The organism is Nonomuraea terrae (assembly GCF_004348995.1).
GTDB classification, from domain to species: Bacteria; Actinomycetota; Actinomycetes; order Streptosporangiales; family Streptosporangiaceae; genus Nonomuraea; species Nonomuraea terrae.
In genome coordinates, this window is the sequence record NZ_SMKQ01000014.1 from 1 (window position 1) to 17,930 (window position 17,930).

Below are 17,930 nucleotides of genomic sequence, written 5' to 3' on the forward strand. Positions count from 1 at the left end.
AGGGTGCCAAGGGCTGGTCCTCGGCGCGTGAGGCTCGCCTGGCCGTCTTCAAGTGGATCACCCGCTACAACACCCGCAGGAGACATTCCGCCATCGGCTACCTCAGCCCGATCGACTACGAGCAGCACACCGTCGATAGGGTGCTGCTCGCCGCATGACAACCGGTGTCCACACCTCGGGGTGAGCCCCCGCCGAACAGCTGGGGATTGCCGACGTCTCGGTGGCGAAGTTGTACGGCGACCGCCCGCAGACACCGTACGAGCATGCCTCGCAGATCCGGACCATGCTGGGTCATCGCGAGTTCTCGGCCGCCGAGGAGGAGGCGGCGACCCCGCGCTGACCGCTTCCCGGCTGATCGGCGTGGAGAAGGGCTACTTCCACGGTGAGGGCATCGCCGCGGCGTCCGGGCGGCTGGTGGATGAACAGGCCAGCATCGACATCACCGCCGACTGGGGCGGCGGGCTGGTGGCGTCGGTGGACGGGATGCGGTTCGCCGTCCCGGTCCGGTCGTTATATGCCCATCTGTCACCTCTCTATTTCGGTGTCGGGAAAAGGTCGAGGGGCGCTACCTGGTTGAACGTCGTCTCGGACAAGGTGATGGGCTTGGGCGGGCTGGTGGTGCCCGGCACGTTGCGCGACTCGCTGTACATCCTGGACGCCATCCATCGCCTGGACGCCACCGAGCAGCCCGAGGTGGTCGTGACCGACACGGGCTGCTATTCCGACCTGGTGTATGGCCTGTTCGCGATGTGCGGGTACCAGTTCGCGCCCCGGCACGCCGACATCTCCGACACCCAGCTGTGGTGGATCGACACGGCCATGCTGGAGGGTGGTCTGACCACCGGGACGCGCGCCACCAACGGCTGGGGCGACTTCAACAGCCTGGGACTGCGCCGCGTGTTGATTCCCGCGATCGTCCAGCACTGGGACGATATGGCGCGGGTAGCCGGGTCGCTGTCGACCAACCAGGTCCGCGCCTACGACTTGATCAAGATGATGACCGCCGACGGCCGGCTGACCGGCCTGGGCAACGCCTTCGCCCACTACGGCCGCATCTTCAAGTCGCTCCACCTGCTGCAGGTGCTGCACGTGGAGGACTATCGCAGGATGATCGGGGCGCAGCTGAATGTGGGCGAATCCCGTCACACACTGGCCCGGCGGGTGTTCTTCGGCAATCTGGGCCGGTTGGTGCGCGGCTATGAACGCGGGATGGAAGACCAGGTAGGAGCGTTGGGTCTGGGGATCAATGCGATCGTCTGGTGGAATTCGCTGTATATCGACGCGGACGTGAAGCGCCTGGAGGCCGGCGAACTGGGCATCAAGGGCGGCGAGGTAACGCCAGAGATCCGCGCCCGCCTATCACCTCTGCTGTTCGAGCACATCAACTTCCACGGGTTCTACCCGTTCAATCGCCCTGAGCTGAGCGGCGGGCTGCGCGAGCTGCGTGATCCGAACGCCGGCTCCGATGAGGAGGAGTGAGGCCGATGGATGATGAGCCGCCAAATCGCGCCTGAAGTGGGGGTTTCGACAGTGTGCTTCCGGGGGCCGAGTGTCGTGATGGAGGAGCGATCGGAGGCTGCTCGAGCGTGGGATGAACCGTCCGGACCGGCCACGGTGATCAGTACTCTGGCGTTCAGGTGCCGGTTTTCAAGCTCAGCGCGATAGGCGCTCGTCTGCTCGCCGAGTCGGAGCGAGCAGACGAGCATGGGGCAGCTCGGTGGTGTGGGTCTACATGGTCGTCCCGCCTGAGACGTCGAGCCGGTGTCCGGTGATGTAGCGGCTGTCGTCGGAGGCCAGGAAGGCGACGGTGTCGGCCACGTCCTGCGGCGTGCCGAGCCGGCCGAGGGGCGTCTGTGACGACAGCCAGGTCAGGGCCTCGCCGACCAGGCGTCCTTGGTGCATGTCGGTGTCGATGACGCCGGGGGCGACGAGGTTGACGGTGATGCCGCGCGGCCCGAGCTGCTTGGCCAGGGCGACGGTCATGACGTCGAGTGCGGCCTTGGACATGGCGTAGTCGATCACCCTGGGCATGGCCGCCCCGCGGGTCAGCATGGTGCCCACGGTGATGATCCGCCCGCCGTCCCGCAGCCGTGGCAGGGCTTGCTGGGTGATGAGGAACGGGGCGGTGGTGTTGACCGCGAACAGGCGTTCAAGGCCCTCCCGGGTGACGCCGTCGATCTCGCTCTGGCCGCCGAGGATGCCCGCGTTGTTGACCAGGACGTCCAGCCCGTCGGCGTGCGCGTCGAAGGCGGTCCACAGGGCTTCGGCGTCACCGGTCGCGCCCAGCTCGGCCTGGACGGCGAAGGCACGCCCGCCGGAGGATTCGATGGCGGCGACGGTGTCCTTGGCGGCGGCGTGGTTGCCGCCGTAGTGCACGGCGACCCGCGCGCCCTCGCGGGCCAGCCGGGTGGCGATCGCGCGGCCGATGCCCCGGCTCGCGCCGGTCACCAGCGCCGTCTTGCCGGACAGTCTCGTCATGATCATGCCTTTCTGCTTCATGCGGTGTAGGGGGTGGTGGTCTTGGCGTCGCGCAGGATGCGCGCCCACCAGCTCACCTGGTCCAGCAGGGTCTTGGCGGCCGCGGCCGGGCCGACCGGGTCCTTCGGCTGTCCGTTGCCGTCGAAGCACTCCCAGGCGCCGTGGAAGCTGACGGTGTCGCGGGTGGTGACGGCGTGCAGCTCGGCGAAGACGGCACGCAGGTGCTCCACCGCGCGCAGGCCGCCGGAGATGCCGCCGTAGGAGACGAACGCCACCGGCTTGGCGTGGAACTGCTGGTTGTGCCAGTCGATGACATTCTTCAGGCCGGCCGGGTAGCTGTGGTTGTACTCGGGGGTCACCACCACGAACGCGTCGGCGGCCGCCAGCCGCGGGGTCAGCCCGCCCAGGGCCTCCAGCACCGGCGCGGGCGCGGACATCGACGGGGCCGCCCCGCCGATCGGCACGTCGACCAGGTCGATCACGTCGACGTCCAGGTCCGGGCGGGCTTCGGCCTGACCGGCGAACCAGCCGGCCACGGTCGGGCCGAAACGGCCGTCGCGGACGCTGCCGACAATGACGGCCAGCCTCAGCGGGTCAGTGGTCACGGTGTTCTCCCTTCGTGATGGCGGCCTGTCGCAGGGCCGCCAGCAAGGTGGTCTCGGTCTGGGATCCGGTGAGCGGGGCCAGGTCCTCGATGAGGAAGACCGGCACGCCGGTGATGCCGAGGCGGCGCACGCGGTCGAGCCGGGCGCGCACTTCCTGGGAAGGCACGTGGCCGGTGGTGATGCCGACCTCGGCGGCCAGCCGGGCGAGCGTGGCGGGGTCGCCGATGTGCAGCCCGTCGGTGAAGTGGGCGCGAAACAGGCGTTCGGTCATGAGCTCGGCCTTGCCCTGTCGCGCGGCGTCGGCGATGAGGCGGTGAGCGTCGAAGGTGCCGGTGGCGATCGCCTTGCCGTACTCCAGCCGCAGCCCCTCGCGGGCTGCGCGTTCGGCGAAGGCGAGCGCGTCGGCGGCCGCTTGCCGGCCGAAGGTGTGTTCCAGGACCCCCAGCAGCGGACGCCCGTCGGCCGGGGCACCCGGGGCGAGCTCGAAGGGCAGGAACTCCACCGCCACCGGCAGGCCCTCGGCCCTGAGCCGGTCCGCGGCGCGGGTGAAGCGGGTGTAGCCGAGGTAGGAGTGTACGCAGATGACGTCCATCACGAGCTTGACTTTCACCCTCTTTGGCATGGGTGGCCCGCCTCACGCGGCCGCGGTGGCGGGCTCGGCCGACGGGGCGCCATCACGCAAGGGGACCTCGCGGATGAACCAAGCCAGCGCGAAGGCAACGGCGCCCAGCGCGGCGGCCCCGAGCGCCATGGCGTGGACGCCGTCGGAGACGGCGAGACGAACGGCCTCCCGCGCGGCGGGCGCGAGCCGGACGAGCGCTTCGGGCGTCAAGGCGATTGCGGTGGCGGCCTCCGTGCCGAGGCGGTCGACGAGGGTGTCCTGGAGGCGTGCGGTGTACAGGGCGCCGAGGGCGGCCACGCCCAGTGAGGCGCCCATGGTGTGCCAGAGGGTGACCGAGCCGCTGGCCGCCCCCATGTCGCGCGGCTCGGCGCTGTTGATGGTGATGATCGTGGTGGACTGCATCAGCAGGCCCACCCCGAGGCCGCCGATCAGCGTCAGGGCGGAGGCCAGCGCCAGGTTGACGCCGGGGCGCAGCAGGATCAGCGCGAGCATGCCGGCCGTCACGGTCGCACCGCCGACGATCGGGTAGATCCGGTAGCGGCCGGTGCGGCTGATGAGCCGGCCGGTGCCGATCAGCACGGCGACCATACCCAGCATGGCGGGCAGGATCAGCAGGCCGCTGGCGATCGGTGAGGCGCCGTGGACCAGCTGCATGTACTGGGGCAGGAACGTGGCCGCCACCACCATGCCGACGCCGCCGAGGAAGCGGATGCCCTGGGCGAGGGTGAAGTTGCGGTCGGCGAACAGGCGTAGCGGGACGATCGGCTCGGCCGCGCGCCGTTCCACCAGCAGCAGGACGGCCAGCGCCACCAGCCCGACGAGGATCAGGGCGAGGATCGGGGCCGATCCCCAGGCATACTGGGTGCCGCCCCAGCTGGCGACCAGGCTGAGTGCGACCAGGACCACCGTCAGCAGCAGCGCTCCGGGATAGTCGATGCGCGCCCTGATCCGGCGCGGCTCCAGCCGTACGGCGGCGCCGATGAGCAGCAGGGCCGCCGCGCCGACGGGCAGGTTGACGAAGAACGCCCACCGCCAGCCCACGTCGGCGAACAGTCCGCCGAGCAGCGGCCCGGCGATGAAGGCGATCGGCATCATGACCCCGAACAGCCCCATGAGCCTGCCGCTGTGCCGGGGCGGCACGAGCTCGCCGATCAAGGCCAGCGCCCCGGTCATCAGGCCGCCCGCGCCCAGTCCCTGGACCATGCGGAAGCCGACGAGCTGGATCATGTCCTGCGCGGCTCCCGACAGCCCGGAGCCCAGCAGGAAGATCGCAATCGCGGCCATGTAGACGACCTTGCGGCCGTACAGGTCGCCGAGTTTGCCCCAGATCGGCGTCGTGGCGGCCATGCAGATCAGGTAGCCGGTCGCCACCCAGGAGAAGTACTCCAGCCCGCCGAGGTCTTTCACGATCACCGGCAGTGCCGGGCCGAGCATCATGCCGTCCAACGGGGCTGTGATCATGCCCAGCATCACGCCGATCACGCCCACACGAAGAGATCGGTCCATACGTCCTCCAATTCGCGTACGCCGTACGTGAATGGACCATAGCCATTCAGGTACCATGTACGCAAATGGAAGGAAAGGGATGCGCATGGCCGGCGAGGAACCCACCAGCATCTGGATGCAGCCCGAGGCGCACGAGCGCTCCGGCCCGGGACGGCGCCCCGGCTACAGCCGTGAGCAGATCACCCGGACGGCCGTCCAGATCGCCGACGCCGAAGGAGTGGAGGCTGCGACCATGCGGCGGATCGCGGGCGAGCTGGGCACCGGCGCCATGTCGCTCTACCGCTACGTACCCCGGCGCGACGACCTGTTCGACCTCATGATCGACCTGGCGATGAGCGAGATCGAGCTCCCCGACGGCCCGTCCGGTGACTGGCGCGGCGACCTGACGCTGCTGGCCCGGCAGACCCGCGCCGCCGGCCTACGCCACCCCTGGCTGATCGCGCTGCTCACCAGCCGGCCCACGCTGGGCCCCAACCTGCTGCGCGTGCACGAGTTCGCACTCAGCGCCTTCAACGGGACCGGGCTCGACATCGACGACATCACCGGCTTCGTCGGCATGCTGAACGACTACGTACACAGCGCGATCCGCCGCGAGATCGGCTGGCTGGAGGAGGCCCGCCGCACCGGCCTGGACCCCGAGCGCTGGAAGCGGGACTACATGGGACCTTATGTCCGCCAGGTCGTCGAATCCGGCGCCTTCCCCCTGTTCAACCGATCCGTTCTCGACTCCCGCACCGCCCACCTCGCCCCCGAGGAACGCTTCCGGCATGGACTCGATCGCATCCTCGACGCCATCGCAGCGCTCATCCCATCGCTCTGTCCTCGTTGAGCAGGAAGTCCAACGCTCCTGCGAAGGAGCAGCTCGATCGCCGGGCTCAATTGGCCGCCGACAAGAACGAGGCTCGGCAGGAGGATGAGCAAGGCGACGACGACTGAGCGTCCGCTGCGCGCCGTGGCCCTATGCGACAGGGAAGAGTCCATTCCCTGTCGCATACAAGATCCTTCACTCAGCCAGCGGTTCCGCCTCGCGCCTCTAGGGTCGAAGACAACACGTTCCCTGTCACATAGGAGCATGCCGGTGATCCCCGAACCCGCGCCAAGCCCCACCCCCGACCGACAGCGCGCCGCAGACGCACTCGCCCGGCCGTTAGAGACCGCCGCCGCGGCGATGAACGCGCTCATGGACACCGAGTCCATCCTCCGCAATTCCAAGGACCACCGATCCCCGTGACCACGGCCAAGGTCCTGCCGCTCACCAGCGGCCCGACGCTGGCCGACGCCGCCGCCGCGTTCCTGAACCGCCGGGATCTGGACGGCGACACCCTGCGCTCCTATCGCCAGACGCTGACCCGCCTGTGCACCGAGCTCGGACGAGGCGTTCTGCTGACCGACCTGACGGCCGAGCAGACGGCAGCGGTGTTCGCCACGGCGTGGGGAACGCGGCCCCCCGTACCTGGAACCGCCACCGCTCCGCGCTGCGCTCCTTCACCACCTGGGCCGCGCGCTGGAGCATGACCGACCTGGCCGCGCTGGTCGAGCGGCGCCGGGAGAACACCGACGCCACGAAGGTCATCGACCGGCACCTGATCGAGGCCCTGTGGCAGCGCCGCGACCTGTCGCTTCGGGATAAGGCCCTATTCCGTTTGCTGTACGAGAGCGCGGCCCGATCCGTCGAGGTCCTCGGCCTCGACGTCGGCGACCTTGTGCTGGAGGCCAAGCGCGGCCGTGTACGCCGCAAGGGCGGCGCGGTCGACTGGATCCTGTGGCAGTCCGGCACCGCCCGGCTGTTGCCCCGCCTGCTCGGCGGCCGCACCCGCGGCCCGGTCTTCCTCACCGACCGGCGCCCAGGCCCGGCCCGCACTCCCGCCGCCGCCGACCTGTGCCCGGTCACCGGCCGCGCCCGGCTGTCGTACGAGCGTGCCGAGTACCTGTTCAAGCAGGCCACCATCAGCCTGGACCCGGCCGGCGCCGGCTACACCCTCCACCAACTGCGCCACTCCCGGCTGACCCATCTGGGCGAGGACGGCTGGTCGGCTTCCATGCTCATGACCCTGTCCGGCCACCGGAACCTGCGCACCCTCGGCATCTACGTCCAGCCCAGCACCGAAGCCGTCGCCGCCACACTGGCCGAGCACGACCCCGGCCGCCGCCGACACTGACCACGACCTCACACCGTCAGCAGGGTGATCGTATGCCTCGTGACCGAAGCCCCATTCGCGTTCAGCGGGTCTCCCGCCTGCGCTGGTGGTGGACTCGCATCACCACGCCACACGCCCCGCTGCGCTTCGTCTACCACCCGCCCGCACTTCCGGCTGGCCTCCGCGAAATCTACGTCTACGATCCCGGCGACTACGACATCGCCCGGCTGGTCTGGCAGGTCTGCGACGCCTGCCGCTGCGGCAGCATCAACAAGATCTCCATCGACCAGGAATGGCAGCGCCAAGGGCTCGGCCGCCGCCTGATCCACCGCGCCCTGCGCGACGGTCCTGCTTACGCCTGGGTCACCTCAGGACAGTCCCGGAAGCCAAGAAGTTCTTCCCGATCATGAGCGCCGAGACGGGAGCGGCTTTCACCGCGCACGGCCGGTCGTGTCCCCACATCAAGCTCGACCGGAAAAGCCTCGCCACCGAACGCATCCCGCCACCGCGCGCGGTGATCGAACACGACATCTGACAACGCGACGCGATGGACAACGCTGACCACCAGTCCGCCGCTTCCTCCCCCGCCGGGGCCGAGGCGGCCACGCCTGACTACACCGTTCCTCAACGCCAGGACGGCTGGCCCAACTGGCTCGGCCGCCGCCCGATGCGCAGCTCCGATCGAGCGCGAATCCGTGAAGCGCTCGAGACCGGGCTACCCGACGGACCACTCACCGTTCCCGGCCCCTTCCTGTGCTACCTCACCATCCGCCCAGCGTCGCCGCCCCCGCTGATCCAACACCGCCCCGGTGCCGAGCGTGCTGTCGGATGGGAATCCATTCCGCTCGAATCACGGACCTGGGTTCTTGCCCGATCTTGAGGACTGCAGCGGCAACCCGAGCGGTCCGGGCGCTCAGCACGTCCATCAGGCACGCCCCCACAGCTGTTTAGCCGGCTCTATGTCGACCTCGGTGACCCGGTCGGCGTATGCCGGGCAACGCAAGCCCCCAAGACCTCAGCCACCGAGCAGCGCATCAGTACAGGTCAGGCAAATCCGTTGGAAATTTCCCCGGGACTACATCCACCCCAACTCATACGAACTCGATCGCCTCGATCGCATCCGCCGATCCACCGCCGAGTACGCTCACCGCCGGGGGCTCTACCTGGCCGCCTTCGGCCTCATCGTCGGGTCCTTCGCATTTGACGGCGTCCGGGAGAACCATGTCCTTCCCGTCCTGCTCTTCGCCGTTCTGCTCGCCGCTGTGGCCCGCTACTACCGCGGGACCTTCGGCGGTCATCCCGCGGCGCGACGGTGCCAGGTTCCACGCCTTCGGGCTCATCCCTGTACCGCTGTCGGGCGTGCTCGTGGTGGTCACCGCCGCCAACGTCGCCGGGACGCCCGGACATCTCACCGGCGGTCTGATCTTCGCCGTCTTCCTCGCGCTGATCGGCGGACCACCCTGGCCTGGGCGCGGACACTACCCGGCCTCGGCCGTGGCGCTCATGGCCCCCACCCTGGCCCCGCTCGGCGTGCTCACCCCGTCGGGAGAGCATCCGTTCGCCTCGGCCGATCCCCTCTGGCTGCTCCTGGTCATCGGCGCGCTGCTCGTCGTCAACGGCCTGCTCGACCACCGCGCTCTGGTGCGCTCGCTTCCGCGACCGGCTGGCGAGGAGGCTGAGGTGAGCACCCCATTCGCGGACATGACTGGAGAAGGGCGGAATCGTCAAGATCGACAAGACCGCCGAACGCCGTCCCGAACCGTCGTCAGCCTCACCGAGCCCGGCCGCACCACCGTTGCCGAACACTGGGACCGGCTGATACGCCTGCACGAGGCCGCCCACGCCTGGGTCCCCTCCGACGCTTGAACTCCCGCCTGGCGTGACCTTCTGTAGTGCCGGTGGAAGACTCCGACGTCAAGCCGGGCGCAGCGCCTTGAGCGCGAGCTCGACCAGGGCGTCGGCGTAGTCGGCGGTGAGCGGCCCCGAGCGCAGCAGCCAGCGCTGGTACAGGGGCGCGTACAACAACTCCAGCGCGAGGTCGAGGTCGGCGTCGGCGGCGATCTGGCCCGCCTGCTGGGCGCTGCGCAGCCGGGCCTTCTTGGCCTCGTCGACGGGGTCGGCCACTTTTTCGCGGTAGAGGGCGGCCAGCTCAGGGTCCTGCAGGATCTCGGTGTTGAGCGCCCGGATCGGCGCCTCGAAGCCGGGGTCGGCGAACTCGGCCACCGTCGCCCGCATCACCGTCTTGAGGTCGGCCTCGATGTCGCCGGTGTCGGGCAGCGCCATGCCGTCGTCACCCTCGCTGAGGGTCAGCACCGCGTCGAAGACCACCGCTCCCTTGGAACGCCACCAGCGGTAGATCGTCTGCTTGCCGACGCCGGCCCGCGCGGCGATGGCCTCGATGGACAGCTTGGCGTATCCGACCTCGGTGACCAGCTCACGAGCGGCGGCGAGGACGGCCTGGCGGGAGCGCTCGCTGCGCCGGGACGGGTCGGGTTGCTTGGCCATGCGGGACAGCCTAGCACGATCGCAAGACGATACGGTCCGTCTTGTATATTTGACGAGAATAAATGAGTGGCACGGCGCCGGAGGCGGTCGTTAATGTCGGACACGACGAAAGACGGGGCGGGTTCGAATTCCACCCCACGGTGAATTGCTCAGAGAAAGGCCGGGCCATGCGGATCACACTCGAGCGGGAACTCCGCTATCGCCGATGCGCCGCGCCGGCCGGGCAGGCTTCGGGATAATCCACGCCAGGATATCCGAAGGCCGCCAGGTGAGAACCAGGCGGCCTTTTTCTTTCGGCACGTCAAACCGCCGTGGGCCGATGGTGAAAAGGCATCACACCTGCCTTGCACGCAGGAGTTCGGGTTTCGAGATACCGTCGGTCCATTCTCGCGTCCGTGGCCCAATGGCAGAGGCACCGGTTTAAGGAACCGGACGGTGCGGGTTCGAATCCCGCCGGACGTACGCAAGGCCCCGTTGGTCCAGCGGTCAGGACGCCTGGCTTTCACCCGGGAAATCGCCGGTTCGAGTCCGGTACGGGGTACGGCTCCATAGCTCAGTGGACAGAGCGCCGGTCTACGAAACCGGGTCCGCCGCAGGTTCGAGTCCTGCTGGAGCCACGCATGCGCGAGCTGGGCACATGGTGAGCCCACCCGGCTGTAAACCGGACGCTTCGGCTGTGGCGGTTCGACTCCGTCCTCGCGCACGTTCGCCCCGACACGATGGGGGCCGGGGCGGCCCGGCGCAGTTCGCGGGTTGCGGAGGAAGGCCTGCAAAGCCTGACCGTGCGAGTTCGACTCTCGCCTGCGTCTCCACACGGGGTTGACAGCCGTCGGTGAACGATCGTGTAATGGCGGTCGCGTCGCGTGCCGCCGCCCGCAGAGGACGGGGGTGGCATGGAGGCGCCGAATCAAAGGGGATGACGCCGTGACCGCTCACTTCATCGGTCGTGCCTGAGCACGCTGCCCCCGCGCGTCGTCCCATGCCTCCAGCGGTGTCGTAAACCCGTCCGCGCCGGCATGCCCGTGCGGGTTCTCCCATGTCATCGACACCTTCACGCTTGGAGCCGTACTCAGCATGCCCCATGACTTCAACCAGCAGATCATCGAGGAGTTCCGCGCCAACCAGGGCCGCGTCGGCGGCGTCTTCGAGGGAGCGCGGCTGCTCCTGCTGACGACCACCGGAGCCCGTACGGGCGCCCCGCACACGACGCCGCTCGGCTACCTGCCCGACGGTGACCGCCTGCTGATCATCGCCTCGGCCGGGGGCGCGCCCGCCCACCCGCAGTGGTACCGCAACCTGCGCGCCCACCCCCAGGTGACCGTCGAGGACGGCGTCTTCACCTACCCGGCCAAGGCCGTGGTGCTGGAGGGCGAGGAACGCGAGCGGATGTTCGCCCGCGCCGTCGAGGCGGACCCGGGATGGGGCGACTACCAGGCCCGCGCCGGGCGGCCACTGCCCGTGGTGGCGCTGCTGCCGGTCGACGCCGGGCCGCCCGCGGGCCCCCTGGGCGACGCCCTGATCAGGATGCACGACGCCTTCCGCCGAGAACTGGAACTGATCCGGGCGGAGGCGGCCGCGTCCGGGCCGCGGCTGGGCGCACAGTTGCGCGTCACCTGCCTGACCATGTGCCAGGGGCTGCACGTCCACCACGAGCGCGAGGACGGCTTCATGTTCTCCGCGCTGGAGCGCCGCTACCCCGAGCTGGCGCCGGTGATGGAACGGCTGCGCGCCGAGCACGCGACCGTCGCCCGGCTGCTCGGCGAGCTCAAGGCCCTCCTGGCGGCCGACGACACCGACCCGCGGACGCTGCTGGCCGAGGTCGAGCGGCTCACCCGCGAGCTTGAGGCCCACCTGGACTACGAGGAGGAGCACCTCGTCCCGTTGCTCAACTGACCGCACACCGGGGTGTCGCTGTGACAACAGGGACAGGTGGGACGTATTCTGAAAGGGCGTCCGGGCCCGGCGCCACACTTCTCACCACCTCGCGGCGGCACTCTCGTGCCGTCACGCCGCCGGGCGCCCGCGCCTCCCCGGCGGACGTACGCCTCCAAGAGCCCGGTCATGATGACGCTCGCCTACCGGCGGCTCCATGTCGCCGGGCGACCACGCCGTCGTGCTCGCGCTGCGAGGCGGACGGACGCCGACTGCGGCTTCGGGGAGCGCGGGTTCAGGCGGAGCCTTCACCGTGCTGCGTGTCGTGCCTGTCGGTCGCGGCCGGGATGGGGTCCCCGTAGTACTCGCCGAAAATCGGGCTGATATGGCTGACCAGCAAAGATCGGGTTTGGCTGCTGTCGCGGTTGCTGGTCATGCGGGCGGTGAGTTCGGCGGCGTTGGGTGTCCAGGTCCCTCGTGCGTCGAGCCCGTCGAGGCGACGGTGGATGCCTTCTTTGCTGGGCTTGAGGTAGCGCTGGAGGGTGCGGCGGTCTTCGTGGCCGGAGAGGTTCATCAGGTCGGCTTCGGTGGCGCCGTCCTCGCCGGCGTGGGTGAGTCGGGAATGGCGGAGGTCGTGCAGATTCCAGTGGTCGGTGGCGGCGCCGAGGTGGCGTTCGGCGGTGCGGATGTCGTAGAGCAGCTCGTCGGCTTTGCCGCCTTTGCGGATGGTGCGTGCGCGGCGGTTGGCGCGGTCGAGGTCTTCGACGTTCAGGCGCAGGACTTCCTCGGCTGGCACCTCTCCAGGCGTCTCCGCGTTGTCACGGTCGGGCACGGCGGTGAGGTGCCGGTCTGTCGCCATCTGGCCCGCTTCCCTGGTTGTCAGATAACACGCGTGAAAGGTGCACGGCCCGCACGGATGTTCCCGCAGGAGCCGATCCCGCCGTTGTCAGATAATGCGCCGTTATCTGGCAATATCAGCAGATCGACAAAGACGAGGACGACCGGGACAGGCCTCACCTGAGCGGAGTTGTGCCGGCTAAGAGTGGTCCAGGAAAGGGCGGTGGCGCGATGACCTCGCCGTCGGACCGCGAGCTGCTCAGGGGAGTCCGGCCAGCGAGGCCGAGGAGCGCGCCGACATGAAGCAACTCCAAGCTCAGCGCGACGCTGTGACCGCGCCACCGCCGGTCTGAACCGTCGGTTAGGCGTCCTGGCCGACCTCGGCGAGGCCGCGCGGGTGACTGACCTCGCCGAGGCGGCGTCTGGTTTGGCATCGCGGTCGGAGGCGCGCCGATGCGGCCCCTAAGTAGCAGGCGCCGAAAAACAACGCTTAGCCGTGCCGGCCCCACCTCGACATCGAGGGTGTGCCCGACCCGGAGCACGTCCCCTGGATCGACCCCGACCCATCCGGCCTGGCGAGCGGCCCGGTGTCAGCGGCTTCACCGATCAGAAATCCTCCGCCACGTCGTCAGTTCTGTTAGCCCTCTCGCACCGGTGGAAGGATTGATGACCATGACCGACGCCAGACTGCTGGGCGCCGACGAGGCCACGTTCATCGCGGCGGTCCGCTCAGGCGACACAGCGCAGTTCGCACTCATCACGGAGCGCCACCGGCGTGAGCTGCAGGTGCACTGCTACCGGATGCTCGCGAACTACGAGGACGCCCAGGACCTAACGCAGGAGACGTTCCTGCGAGCGTGGAACAAGCGGGAGTCGTTCAAGGGCCACGCGGCCCTGCGGACCTGGCTGTACCGGATCGCGACGAACGCCTGCCTCGACTTCCTGGAGAAGCGCAACGACCGCACACCCGTACCGTCCGAGCTGCCGGACCCCGGCTCCGAGGTGCCGTACCTGCAGCCGTACCCCGACTGGATGCTCCCCGAGGACCCGCAGGAATCGGTGGTGGCGCGGGAAACGATCGAGCTGGCGTTCATCGTCGCCGTCCAGCACCTGCCGCCGCGGCAGCGGGCGGCGTTCATCCTGCGCGACGTCCTCGGCTGGCCGGCGTCGAAAGCCGCCGACGCCCTCGAGCTGACCGTCGCATCGGTGACCAGCGCACTGCAGCGGGCCCGTGTGACGATGCGCGAGCAGCTGCCCGACCGCCGCCTCGACTGGCGGAGCCCCGCCACCCACGAGCTGTCGGATGACGAGCGCAGCGTGGTGAAGTCGTATATCGACGCCCACGAGCGCAACGACCTCGACGGGCTGATGGCCCTGCTGCGCGACGACCTGCGCTTCACGATGCTGCCCGAGCCGGGCACCTTGATCGTCACGGCCAAGGACGCGGTGGACGGCTGGGTCTCCAGTGGGCTCTTCCAACGCGGCTACGACGACTGGCGCTGTATCACCACGACGGTCAACCGCATGCCTGCCGCCGTGCTGTACCTCCGCACCCCCGACGACCCGGAATATCGATTGTTCAACATCGCGGTCCTGCACATCGTCGACGGGAAGATCGCCGAGCTCACCGGATTCGACGTCACCGACAAACCATGGCTGAGCCTGTCCGCGACGCTGTGATCGGACAAGTCCTCATCGTCGACGAGTCCAGCGCACGGGCCGGCGTCACCGAAGTCACCGCGGAATGAGCATCCGACCAGCTGAACACCACCGCCCCGCCGGCGTTGCCGGCGGGGCATGTCCGAGGAACATCGTCACGATCAACGACGTCGTCGTCCTCATCTTCGCGAGTCGGTGGGCAGGGAAAGGGACCCCTCATCGCCGAGGGTCACGATGAGCACGCAAGGAAGGATTTCGACCTGGCCTTACGAGCCGGGCATTTGGCCCGTGCTCATCGCCTCGTCTCGTATCGGGTCAGCACCACGCCGCCGGGAAATGTCCGCGTCTCGACCAGTTTCAGGTTCACCCAGCTGTCCAGGGCTGTGAAGAACGGCGTGCCGCCGCCCACCAGGACCGGATGGGTGACGATCGCGTACTCGTCGATCAGCCCGCTCCGCATGGCCGCCGCGGCGAGCGTCGCGCCGCAGATGTCCATCGGGCCGCCGTCCTCGGCCCTGAGCCGGGCGATCTCGGCGACCGCGTCGCCAGTGACCAGGCGGGTGTTCCAGTCGACCTTGTCGATCGTCGATGAGAACACCACCTTCGGCATGTCCCGCCAGAGGCGCGCGAACTCGATCTCCGCCGGGGTCGCGTTGGGCTGCTGGTCGCCGGTCGGCCAGTGGGAGCTCATCGCCTCCCAAAGCTTGCGCCCGTACAGCGCCAGGCCCGTCGCGCCCACCCGGTCGGACCACCACTGGAACAGCTCGGCGCTCGAAGACGAGTCCGGTCCCTCCCCACCACTCCAGCCGATGTCGTCGCCGGTCGCGGCGATGTAGCCGTCCAGGGTCACGTTCATGGCGAAGATCAGTTTCCGCATCGTGCCAGCCTTCCGTGAGTCGATCTCACACGTACTGACGGGCGCGGCGCGGAAACCTAATCGGTGCGTGATCTGCGTCCGCAGGTAGTCCTCGCGTTCCGGACTCAGCAGCGGGCGTACTCGGCGGGCTCGAGCACCACCGACCGGATCTCGATCTCACCCTCGCAAACGCCTGGTCACACAGCGCACAGCGCCGGGGCCCGCTCACCCGCTGGGGATCGCCAACCGCCGCCCCAGATACTTCGCCACCAGCCGCAAAGGCTCGGTCCGCGTCTTCGCCCGCCGCCCGTACGAGCGCAGCCCGGCCGGGTCGACGCCGAGCTGCTCGGACAGCCTGGCCACCGCCACCGGCGGGGCCGAAAGCACCTTGTCCGGCACGAACGCCAGCCACGGCAACGTGCATAACGCCACGGCCAAGCCGAGCCGGTCCGCCGGACCACGGCCCCGACCGGGATCGACGAACGCGACATCCGCCGGAGTGAGGGTGCAGAACCTCGCTAGCCCGTCCCTGCCAATCTCCGGAACCCCCGCAGGCGCTCCAGCTCCTCGTCCGCGAACACCTGCGTCGCCAAGAAAGACCTCCCGCCAGGCCCACAGCTTCCCAGCTCAGAAGCCTGCCCAGCCATATCCGCCCGATTTTCGGCGAGTACTACGGGGACCCCGGGATGTGGGGCACCACGGGGGTCAGCATCGCGGAGCCGAGGAGCGCCAGCTTGTCGGCGTCGAGGCGCAGAACGCGGGCGAGCGATTCGAGGACCTGCGACGACGGGTTGCGGTCGCGACCGCGTTCCAGGCGCAGGTAGAGGGTTGATCGATCTCGCGGTTGGACACCAGCAACTCTACGGCCAGGCGTGCGATCGCTGCACGGATGAGATTTCAGCAGGGGCCGATGTTCCCGAGCGCCGCGGTCAGCTCTGGGCGATCACGGTCAGGACGGTCTTGCCGGTGGCGCCTCCGCCGTCGATGTACCGGTGCGCCTCGGCGGCCTGTGCCAGCGGCAGTTCCCGGGACACACTGACCTTCAGTTTTCCGGAGTCGGCCAGCTCGGCCAGGTGCTCCAGGCCGCGGTAGTCGGGCTCGACGATGAGGGGCGCCACCCGCAGGCCGCGCTCGGCCGCCTCCTCGGAGATGTCCAGCCCGCGCGGCAGCGGGATGAGCAGTCCACCTTCGGCCAGCACCTCCAGCGAGCGGCGGCGGGTCTCGCCACCGACGAGGTCGAGCACCACGTCCACGGGCTCGACGGCGTCCTCGAACGCGATGGCTGTGTAGTCGATCACCTCATCGGCTCCCAGTGAACGCACGAAGTCGTGCTTGGCGGCCCGGGCGGTGCCTATCACGTACGCGCCCCGCGCCTGGGCGATCTGCACCGCCAGATGGCCGACGCCGCCCGCCGCCGCGTGGATCAGTACGCGCATGCCGGGCCCTACCTGAGCGGTGTCGACCAGGGACTGCCAGGCGGTCAATCCCGCCAGCGGCAGCGCCGCAGCCTCCGCGTGCGACAGGGTCGCGGGTTTGCGGGCGACCTGGCGCGAGCGCACCGCGACGAACTCGGCGTACGTGCCGGCACGGTGCGGGAAGTTCGGCATGCCGTACACCTCATCGCCCGGCTGGAAGCGGGTCACGCCGTAGCCGATCTCCTCCACCACACCCGACAGGTCCCAGCCGGGGATGAACGGCGGCCCACCCACTTGGGTGGCGAAGCCGCCGCCGGCGCGGGTCTTGCCGTCGATCGGGTTGACCCCGGCGGCGTGCACTCGTACCAGCACCTCGGTGACCCCCGGCTCGGGCCGGGAAACCTCAGTGAGCTGCAGCACTTCCGGCCCGCCGTAGGCGTGCTGGACGATCGCCCGCATGGTCGCCGTCATGACGTACTCCTCCTGTGAGCCCTTCGGCCGAGCCGAGCCAGGGTGTGGGCGGCGATCTCGTGCCGGCCCGCTACCGATCGATCAGGGGGACGCGGCCGGGCTCAGTCACCATTGATGGCGCCAGAGCCGGACGCCTGGTGCCGATCGTCCACCTGCATGGGACCAAGAATTCCACGGGAGTGCGGACCCGCCCCCGCCATATCCTCCGTGTCCTGGAAAGTGGCTCTCACGGGTGAGTCCAGCATTCCGAACATTCCCGAGGGGCCCCGCCTCGGGCCGCGACACGGGATCAGGCGGCCTGGGTGGGCGCGTCGCGGCAGGCGGCCTCGAAACTTGACTGTTCGTTCCAGATACGGCTAGTCTGCGTAGCGTGGCACGGGTGAGGGAGTTCGACACGGAGGCCGCGCTGGAAGCGGCGATGTCGGTCTTCCGGCACAAGGGGTATGAGGGCACCTCGGTGCAGGACCTGGTCGACGCCACCGGGGTGGGCCGCGGCTCTCTCTATGCGGCGTTCGGCAGCAAGGAAGGCCTGTATCGGGCGGTGCTGGACCGTTACCGGGAGCGGTACGCGCTGCCTCTGGTCGATCTGCTGCGCAGCGGCACCCCGGCACGGAAGCTGATCCGCGACATCCTGGTCGATCTGGTGGAGACGATCCTGCGGGACGGGCGCGAGCAGGCCTGTCTGATCGTCAGCGCCGCGACCGAGCGGCTGTGCCACGACCCCGAGGTGGCCACGCGGGTGGGGGCGACGACCTCGCTGCTGGAGGACGAGCTGACCGGGGTGATCGCGGCGGCCCAGGCCCGCGGCGAGCCGGTCGGCATCCGCGACCCCCGGGACTCGGCGAGGCTCATCATGACGCTCATTCATGGGTTGCGTGTCACGGGGGCGATCAACCCCGACCGCCGGCACCTGATGAGCGTCGTGGAGGCAGCCCTGAGCTGCCTTGACTGACGTTTCACGCCCTA

Annotated in this window: 22 protein-coding genes and 6 tRNA genes; 18 read left to right on the forward strand and 10 right to left on the reverse strand. The window is 69.2% G+C overall.

Features of this window, described 5'->3' with window-relative positions; translation table 11 throughout:
- The 3 genes from E1286_RS07670 to E1286_RS07675 all read left to right on the forward strand — a co-directional run.
- On the forward strand, positions 1–158 hold a 158-nt coding region (locus E1286_RS07670; protein WP_223189708.1), incomplete at its 5' end, for an integrase core domain-containing protein.
- A 41-nt stretch (positions 159–199) separates the two neighbouring features.
- Positions 200–340 carry a hypothetical protein gene (locus E1286_RS47655; protein ID WP_281282634.1) on the forward strand — a complete coding sequence of 47 codons (141 nt, stop codon included), beginning with the start codon at positions 200–202 and terminating at the stop codon, positions 338–340.
- 20 nt (positions 341–360) lie between these two features.
- Positions 361–1,479 carry a Tn3 family transposase gene (locus tag E1286_RS07675; RefSeq protein WP_165969630.1) on the forward strand — a complete coding sequence of 373 codons (1,119 nt, stop codon included), beginning with the start codon at positions 361–363 and terminating at the stop codon, positions 1,477–1,479.
- A 249-nt stretch (positions 1,480–1,728) separates the two neighbouring features.
- On the opposite strand, the gene E1286_RS07680 is transcribed toward E1286_RS07675, so the two are convergent.
- From E1286_RS07680 to E1286_RS07695, 4 genes are read right to left on the reverse strand one after another with little or no spacing between them, the layout of a single operon-like run.
- Positions 1,729–2,484 carry an SDR family oxidoreductase gene (locus E1286_RS07680; RefSeq protein WP_246074557.1) on the reverse strand — a complete coding sequence of 252 codons (756 nt, stop codon included), beginning with the start codon at positions 2,482–2,484 and terminating at the stop codon, positions 1,729–1,731.
- 11 nt (positions 2,485–2,495) lie between these two features.
- Positions 2,496–3,083, reverse strand: a complete 588-nt coding sequence (locus tag E1286_RS07685; protein WP_132610149.1) for an NADPH-dependent FMN reductase — start codon at positions 3,081–3,083, stop codon at positions 2,496–2,498.
- The gene (locus E1286_RS07690; protein ID WP_165969631.1) at positions 3,073–3,693 is read right to left on the reverse strand and encodes a DsbA family oxidoreductase; all 621 of its coding nucleotides are present in this window, start codon (positions 3,691–3,693) and stop codon (positions 3,073–3,075) included. The genes E1286_RS07685 and E1286_RS07690 overlap by 11 nt, the downstream gene beginning before the upstream one ends.
- A 24-nt stretch (positions 3,694–3,717) precedes the next feature.
- Complete coding sequence (locus E1286_RS07695; protein ID WP_223189687.1) at positions 3,718–5,211, reverse strand: MDR family MFS transporter; 1,494 nt, start codon at positions 5,209–5,211, stop codon at positions 3,718–3,720.
- A gap of 85 nt (positions 5,212–5,296) precedes the next feature.
- Here E1286_RS07695 and E1286_RS07700 point away from each other — a divergent pair, with 85 nt between their 5' ends.
- From E1286_RS07700 to E1286_RS51170, 5 genes are all read left to right on the forward strand, one after another.
- Positions 5,297–6,040, forward strand: coding sequence for a TetR/AcrR family transcriptional regulator (locus E1286_RS07700; RefSeq protein ID WP_132610155.1), 744 nt, complete (start codon positions 5,297–5,299; stop codon positions 6,038–6,040).
- 398 nt (positions 6,041–6,438) lie between these two features.
- Complete coding sequence (locus E1286_RS49995; RefSeq protein WP_246074559.1) at positions 6,439–6,726, forward strand: hypothetical protein; 288 nt, start codon at positions 6,439–6,441, stop codon at positions 6,724–6,726.
- Positions 6,642–7,370, forward strand: a complete 729-nt coding sequence (locus tag E1286_RS07705; RefSeq protein ID WP_246074561.1) for a tyrosine-type recombinase/integrase — start codon at positions 6,642–6,644, stop codon at positions 7,368–7,370. The genes E1286_RS49995 and E1286_RS07705 overlap by 85 nt, the downstream gene beginning before the upstream one ends.
- 32 nt (positions 7,371–7,402) lie before the next feature.
- Positions 7,403–7,759 (forward strand): GNAT family N-acetyltransferase, encoded by a 357-nt coding sequence (locus E1286_RS07710; protein WP_132610157.1) that lies wholly within the window; start codon positions 7,403–7,405, stop codon positions 7,757–7,759.
- Positions 7,756–7,884, forward strand: coding sequence for a hypothetical protein (locus tag E1286_RS51170; protein ID WP_281282629.1), 129 nt, complete (start codon positions 7,756–7,758; stop codon positions 7,882–7,884). The genes E1286_RS07710 and E1286_RS51170 overlap by 4 nt, the downstream gene beginning before the upstream one ends.
- Before the next feature lie 556 nt (positions 7,885–8,440).
- Here the strand turns inward: E1286_RS51170 and E1286_RS07715 are convergent.
- Positions 8,441–8,725 (reverse strand): hypothetical protein, encoded by a 285-nt coding sequence (locus tag E1286_RS07715; protein WP_132610159.1) that lies wholly within the window; start codon positions 8,723–8,725, stop codon positions 8,441–8,443.
- Here E1286_RS07715 and E1286_RS07720 point away from each other — a divergent pair.
- Positions 8,709–9,215: a hypothetical protein gene (locus tag E1286_RS07720; RefSeq protein ID WP_132610161.1), complete on the forward strand. Its 507-nt coding sequence runs from the start codon at positions 8,709–8,711 to the stop codon at positions 9,213–9,215. The genes E1286_RS07715 and E1286_RS07720 overlap by 17 nt on opposite strands.
- A 48-nt stretch (positions 9,216–9,263) precedes the next feature.
- Here E1286_RS07720 and E1286_RS07725 read toward each other — a convergent pair whose 3' ends face one another.
- Complete coding sequence (locus E1286_RS07725; protein ID WP_132610163.1) at positions 9,264–9,854, reverse strand: TetR/AcrR family transcriptional regulator; 591 nt, start codon at positions 9,852–9,854, stop codon at positions 9,264–9,266.
- 313 nt (positions 9,855–10,167) lie between these two features.
- Here E1286_RS07725 and E1286_RS07730 point away from each other — a divergent pair.
- The 7 genes from E1286_RS07730 (at position 10,168) to E1286_RS07755 (ending at position 11,747) form a co-directional block, all read left to right on the forward strand.
- A tRNA-Ala gene (locus tag E1286_RS07730) sits at positions 10,168–10,238 on the forward strand.
- 5 nt (positions 10,239–10,243) lie between these two features.
- A tRNA-Leu gene (locus E1286_RS07735) sits at positions 10,244–10,316 on the forward strand.
- 6 nt (positions 10,317–10,322) lie between these two features.
- Positions 10,323–10,395: transfer RNA gene (locus E1286_RS07740), tRNA-Glu, on the forward strand.
- 1 nt (position 10,396) lies between these two features.
- A tRNA-Arg gene (locus E1286_RS07745) sits at positions 10,397–10,471 on the forward strand.
- 5 nt (positions 10,472–10,476) lie between these two features.
- Positions 10,477–10,557: transfer RNA gene (locus tag E1286_RS07750), tRNA-Tyr, on the forward strand.
- A 35-nt stretch (positions 10,558–10,592) separates the two neighbouring features.
- A tRNA-OTHER gene (locus tag E1286_RS47660) sits at positions 10,593–10,666 on the forward strand.
- A 262-nt stretch (positions 10,667–10,928) separates the two neighbouring features.
- Positions 10,929–11,747, forward strand: a complete 819-nt coding sequence (locus E1286_RS07755; RefSeq protein ID WP_132610165.1) for a nitroreductase/quinone reductase family protein — start codon at positions 10,929–10,931, stop codon at positions 11,745–11,747.
- A 274-nt stretch (positions 11,748–12,021) separates the two neighbouring features.
- Here the strand turns inward: E1286_RS07755 and E1286_RS48790 are convergent, their stop codons facing one another.
- Positions 12,022–12,585, reverse strand: a complete 564-nt coding sequence (locus tag E1286_RS48790) for a tyrosine-type recombinase/integrase (RefSeq protein WP_132610167.1) — start codon at positions 12,583–12,585, stop codon at positions 12,022–12,024.
- A 650-nt stretch (positions 12,586–13,235) separates the two neighbouring features.
- On the opposite strand from E1286_RS48790, the gene E1286_RS07765 reads away from it, so the two are divergent.
- The gene (locus E1286_RS07765; RefSeq protein ID WP_132610169.1) at positions 13,236–14,243 is read left to right on the forward strand and encodes an RNA polymerase subunit sigma-70; all 1,008 of its coding nucleotides are present in this window, start codon (positions 13,236–13,238) and stop codon (positions 14,241–14,243) included.
- A gap of 271 nt (positions 14,244–14,514) precedes the next feature.
- Here the strand turns inward: E1286_RS07765 and E1286_RS07770 are convergent, their stop codons facing one another.
- The 3 genes from E1286_RS07770 to E1286_RS07785 form a co-directional block, all read right to left on the reverse strand.
- The gene (locus E1286_RS07770; protein WP_132610171.1) at positions 14,515–15,099 is read right to left on the reverse strand and encodes a dihydrofolate reductase family protein; all 585 of its coding nucleotides are present in this window, start codon (positions 15,097–15,099) and stop codon (positions 14,515–14,517) included.
- A 204-nt stretch (positions 15,100–15,303) separates the two neighbouring features.
- The gene (locus tag E1286_RS07775) at positions 15,304–15,696 is read right to left on the reverse strand and encodes a DUF4158 domain-containing protein (protein WP_223189710.1); all 393 of its coding nucleotides are present in this window, start codon (positions 15,694–15,696) and stop codon (positions 15,304–15,306) included.
- A gap of 311 nt (positions 15,697–16,007) precedes the next feature.
- Positions 16,008–16,964 (reverse strand): NADP-dependent oxidoreductase, encoded by a 957-nt coding sequence (locus E1286_RS07785; RefSeq protein ID WP_223189691.1) that lies wholly within the window; start codon positions 16,962–16,964, stop codon positions 16,008–16,010.
- Between the two features lie 370 nt (positions 16,965–17,334).
- On the opposite strand from E1286_RS07785, the gene E1286_RS07790 reads away from it, so the two are divergent.
- The gene (locus E1286_RS07790; protein ID WP_187368135.1) at positions 17,335–17,916 is read left to right on the forward strand and encodes a TetR/AcrR family transcriptional regulator; all 582 of its coding nucleotides are present in this window, start codon (positions 17,335–17,337) and stop codon (positions 17,914–17,916) included.
- Positions 17,917–17,930: the final 14 nt, after the last annotated feature.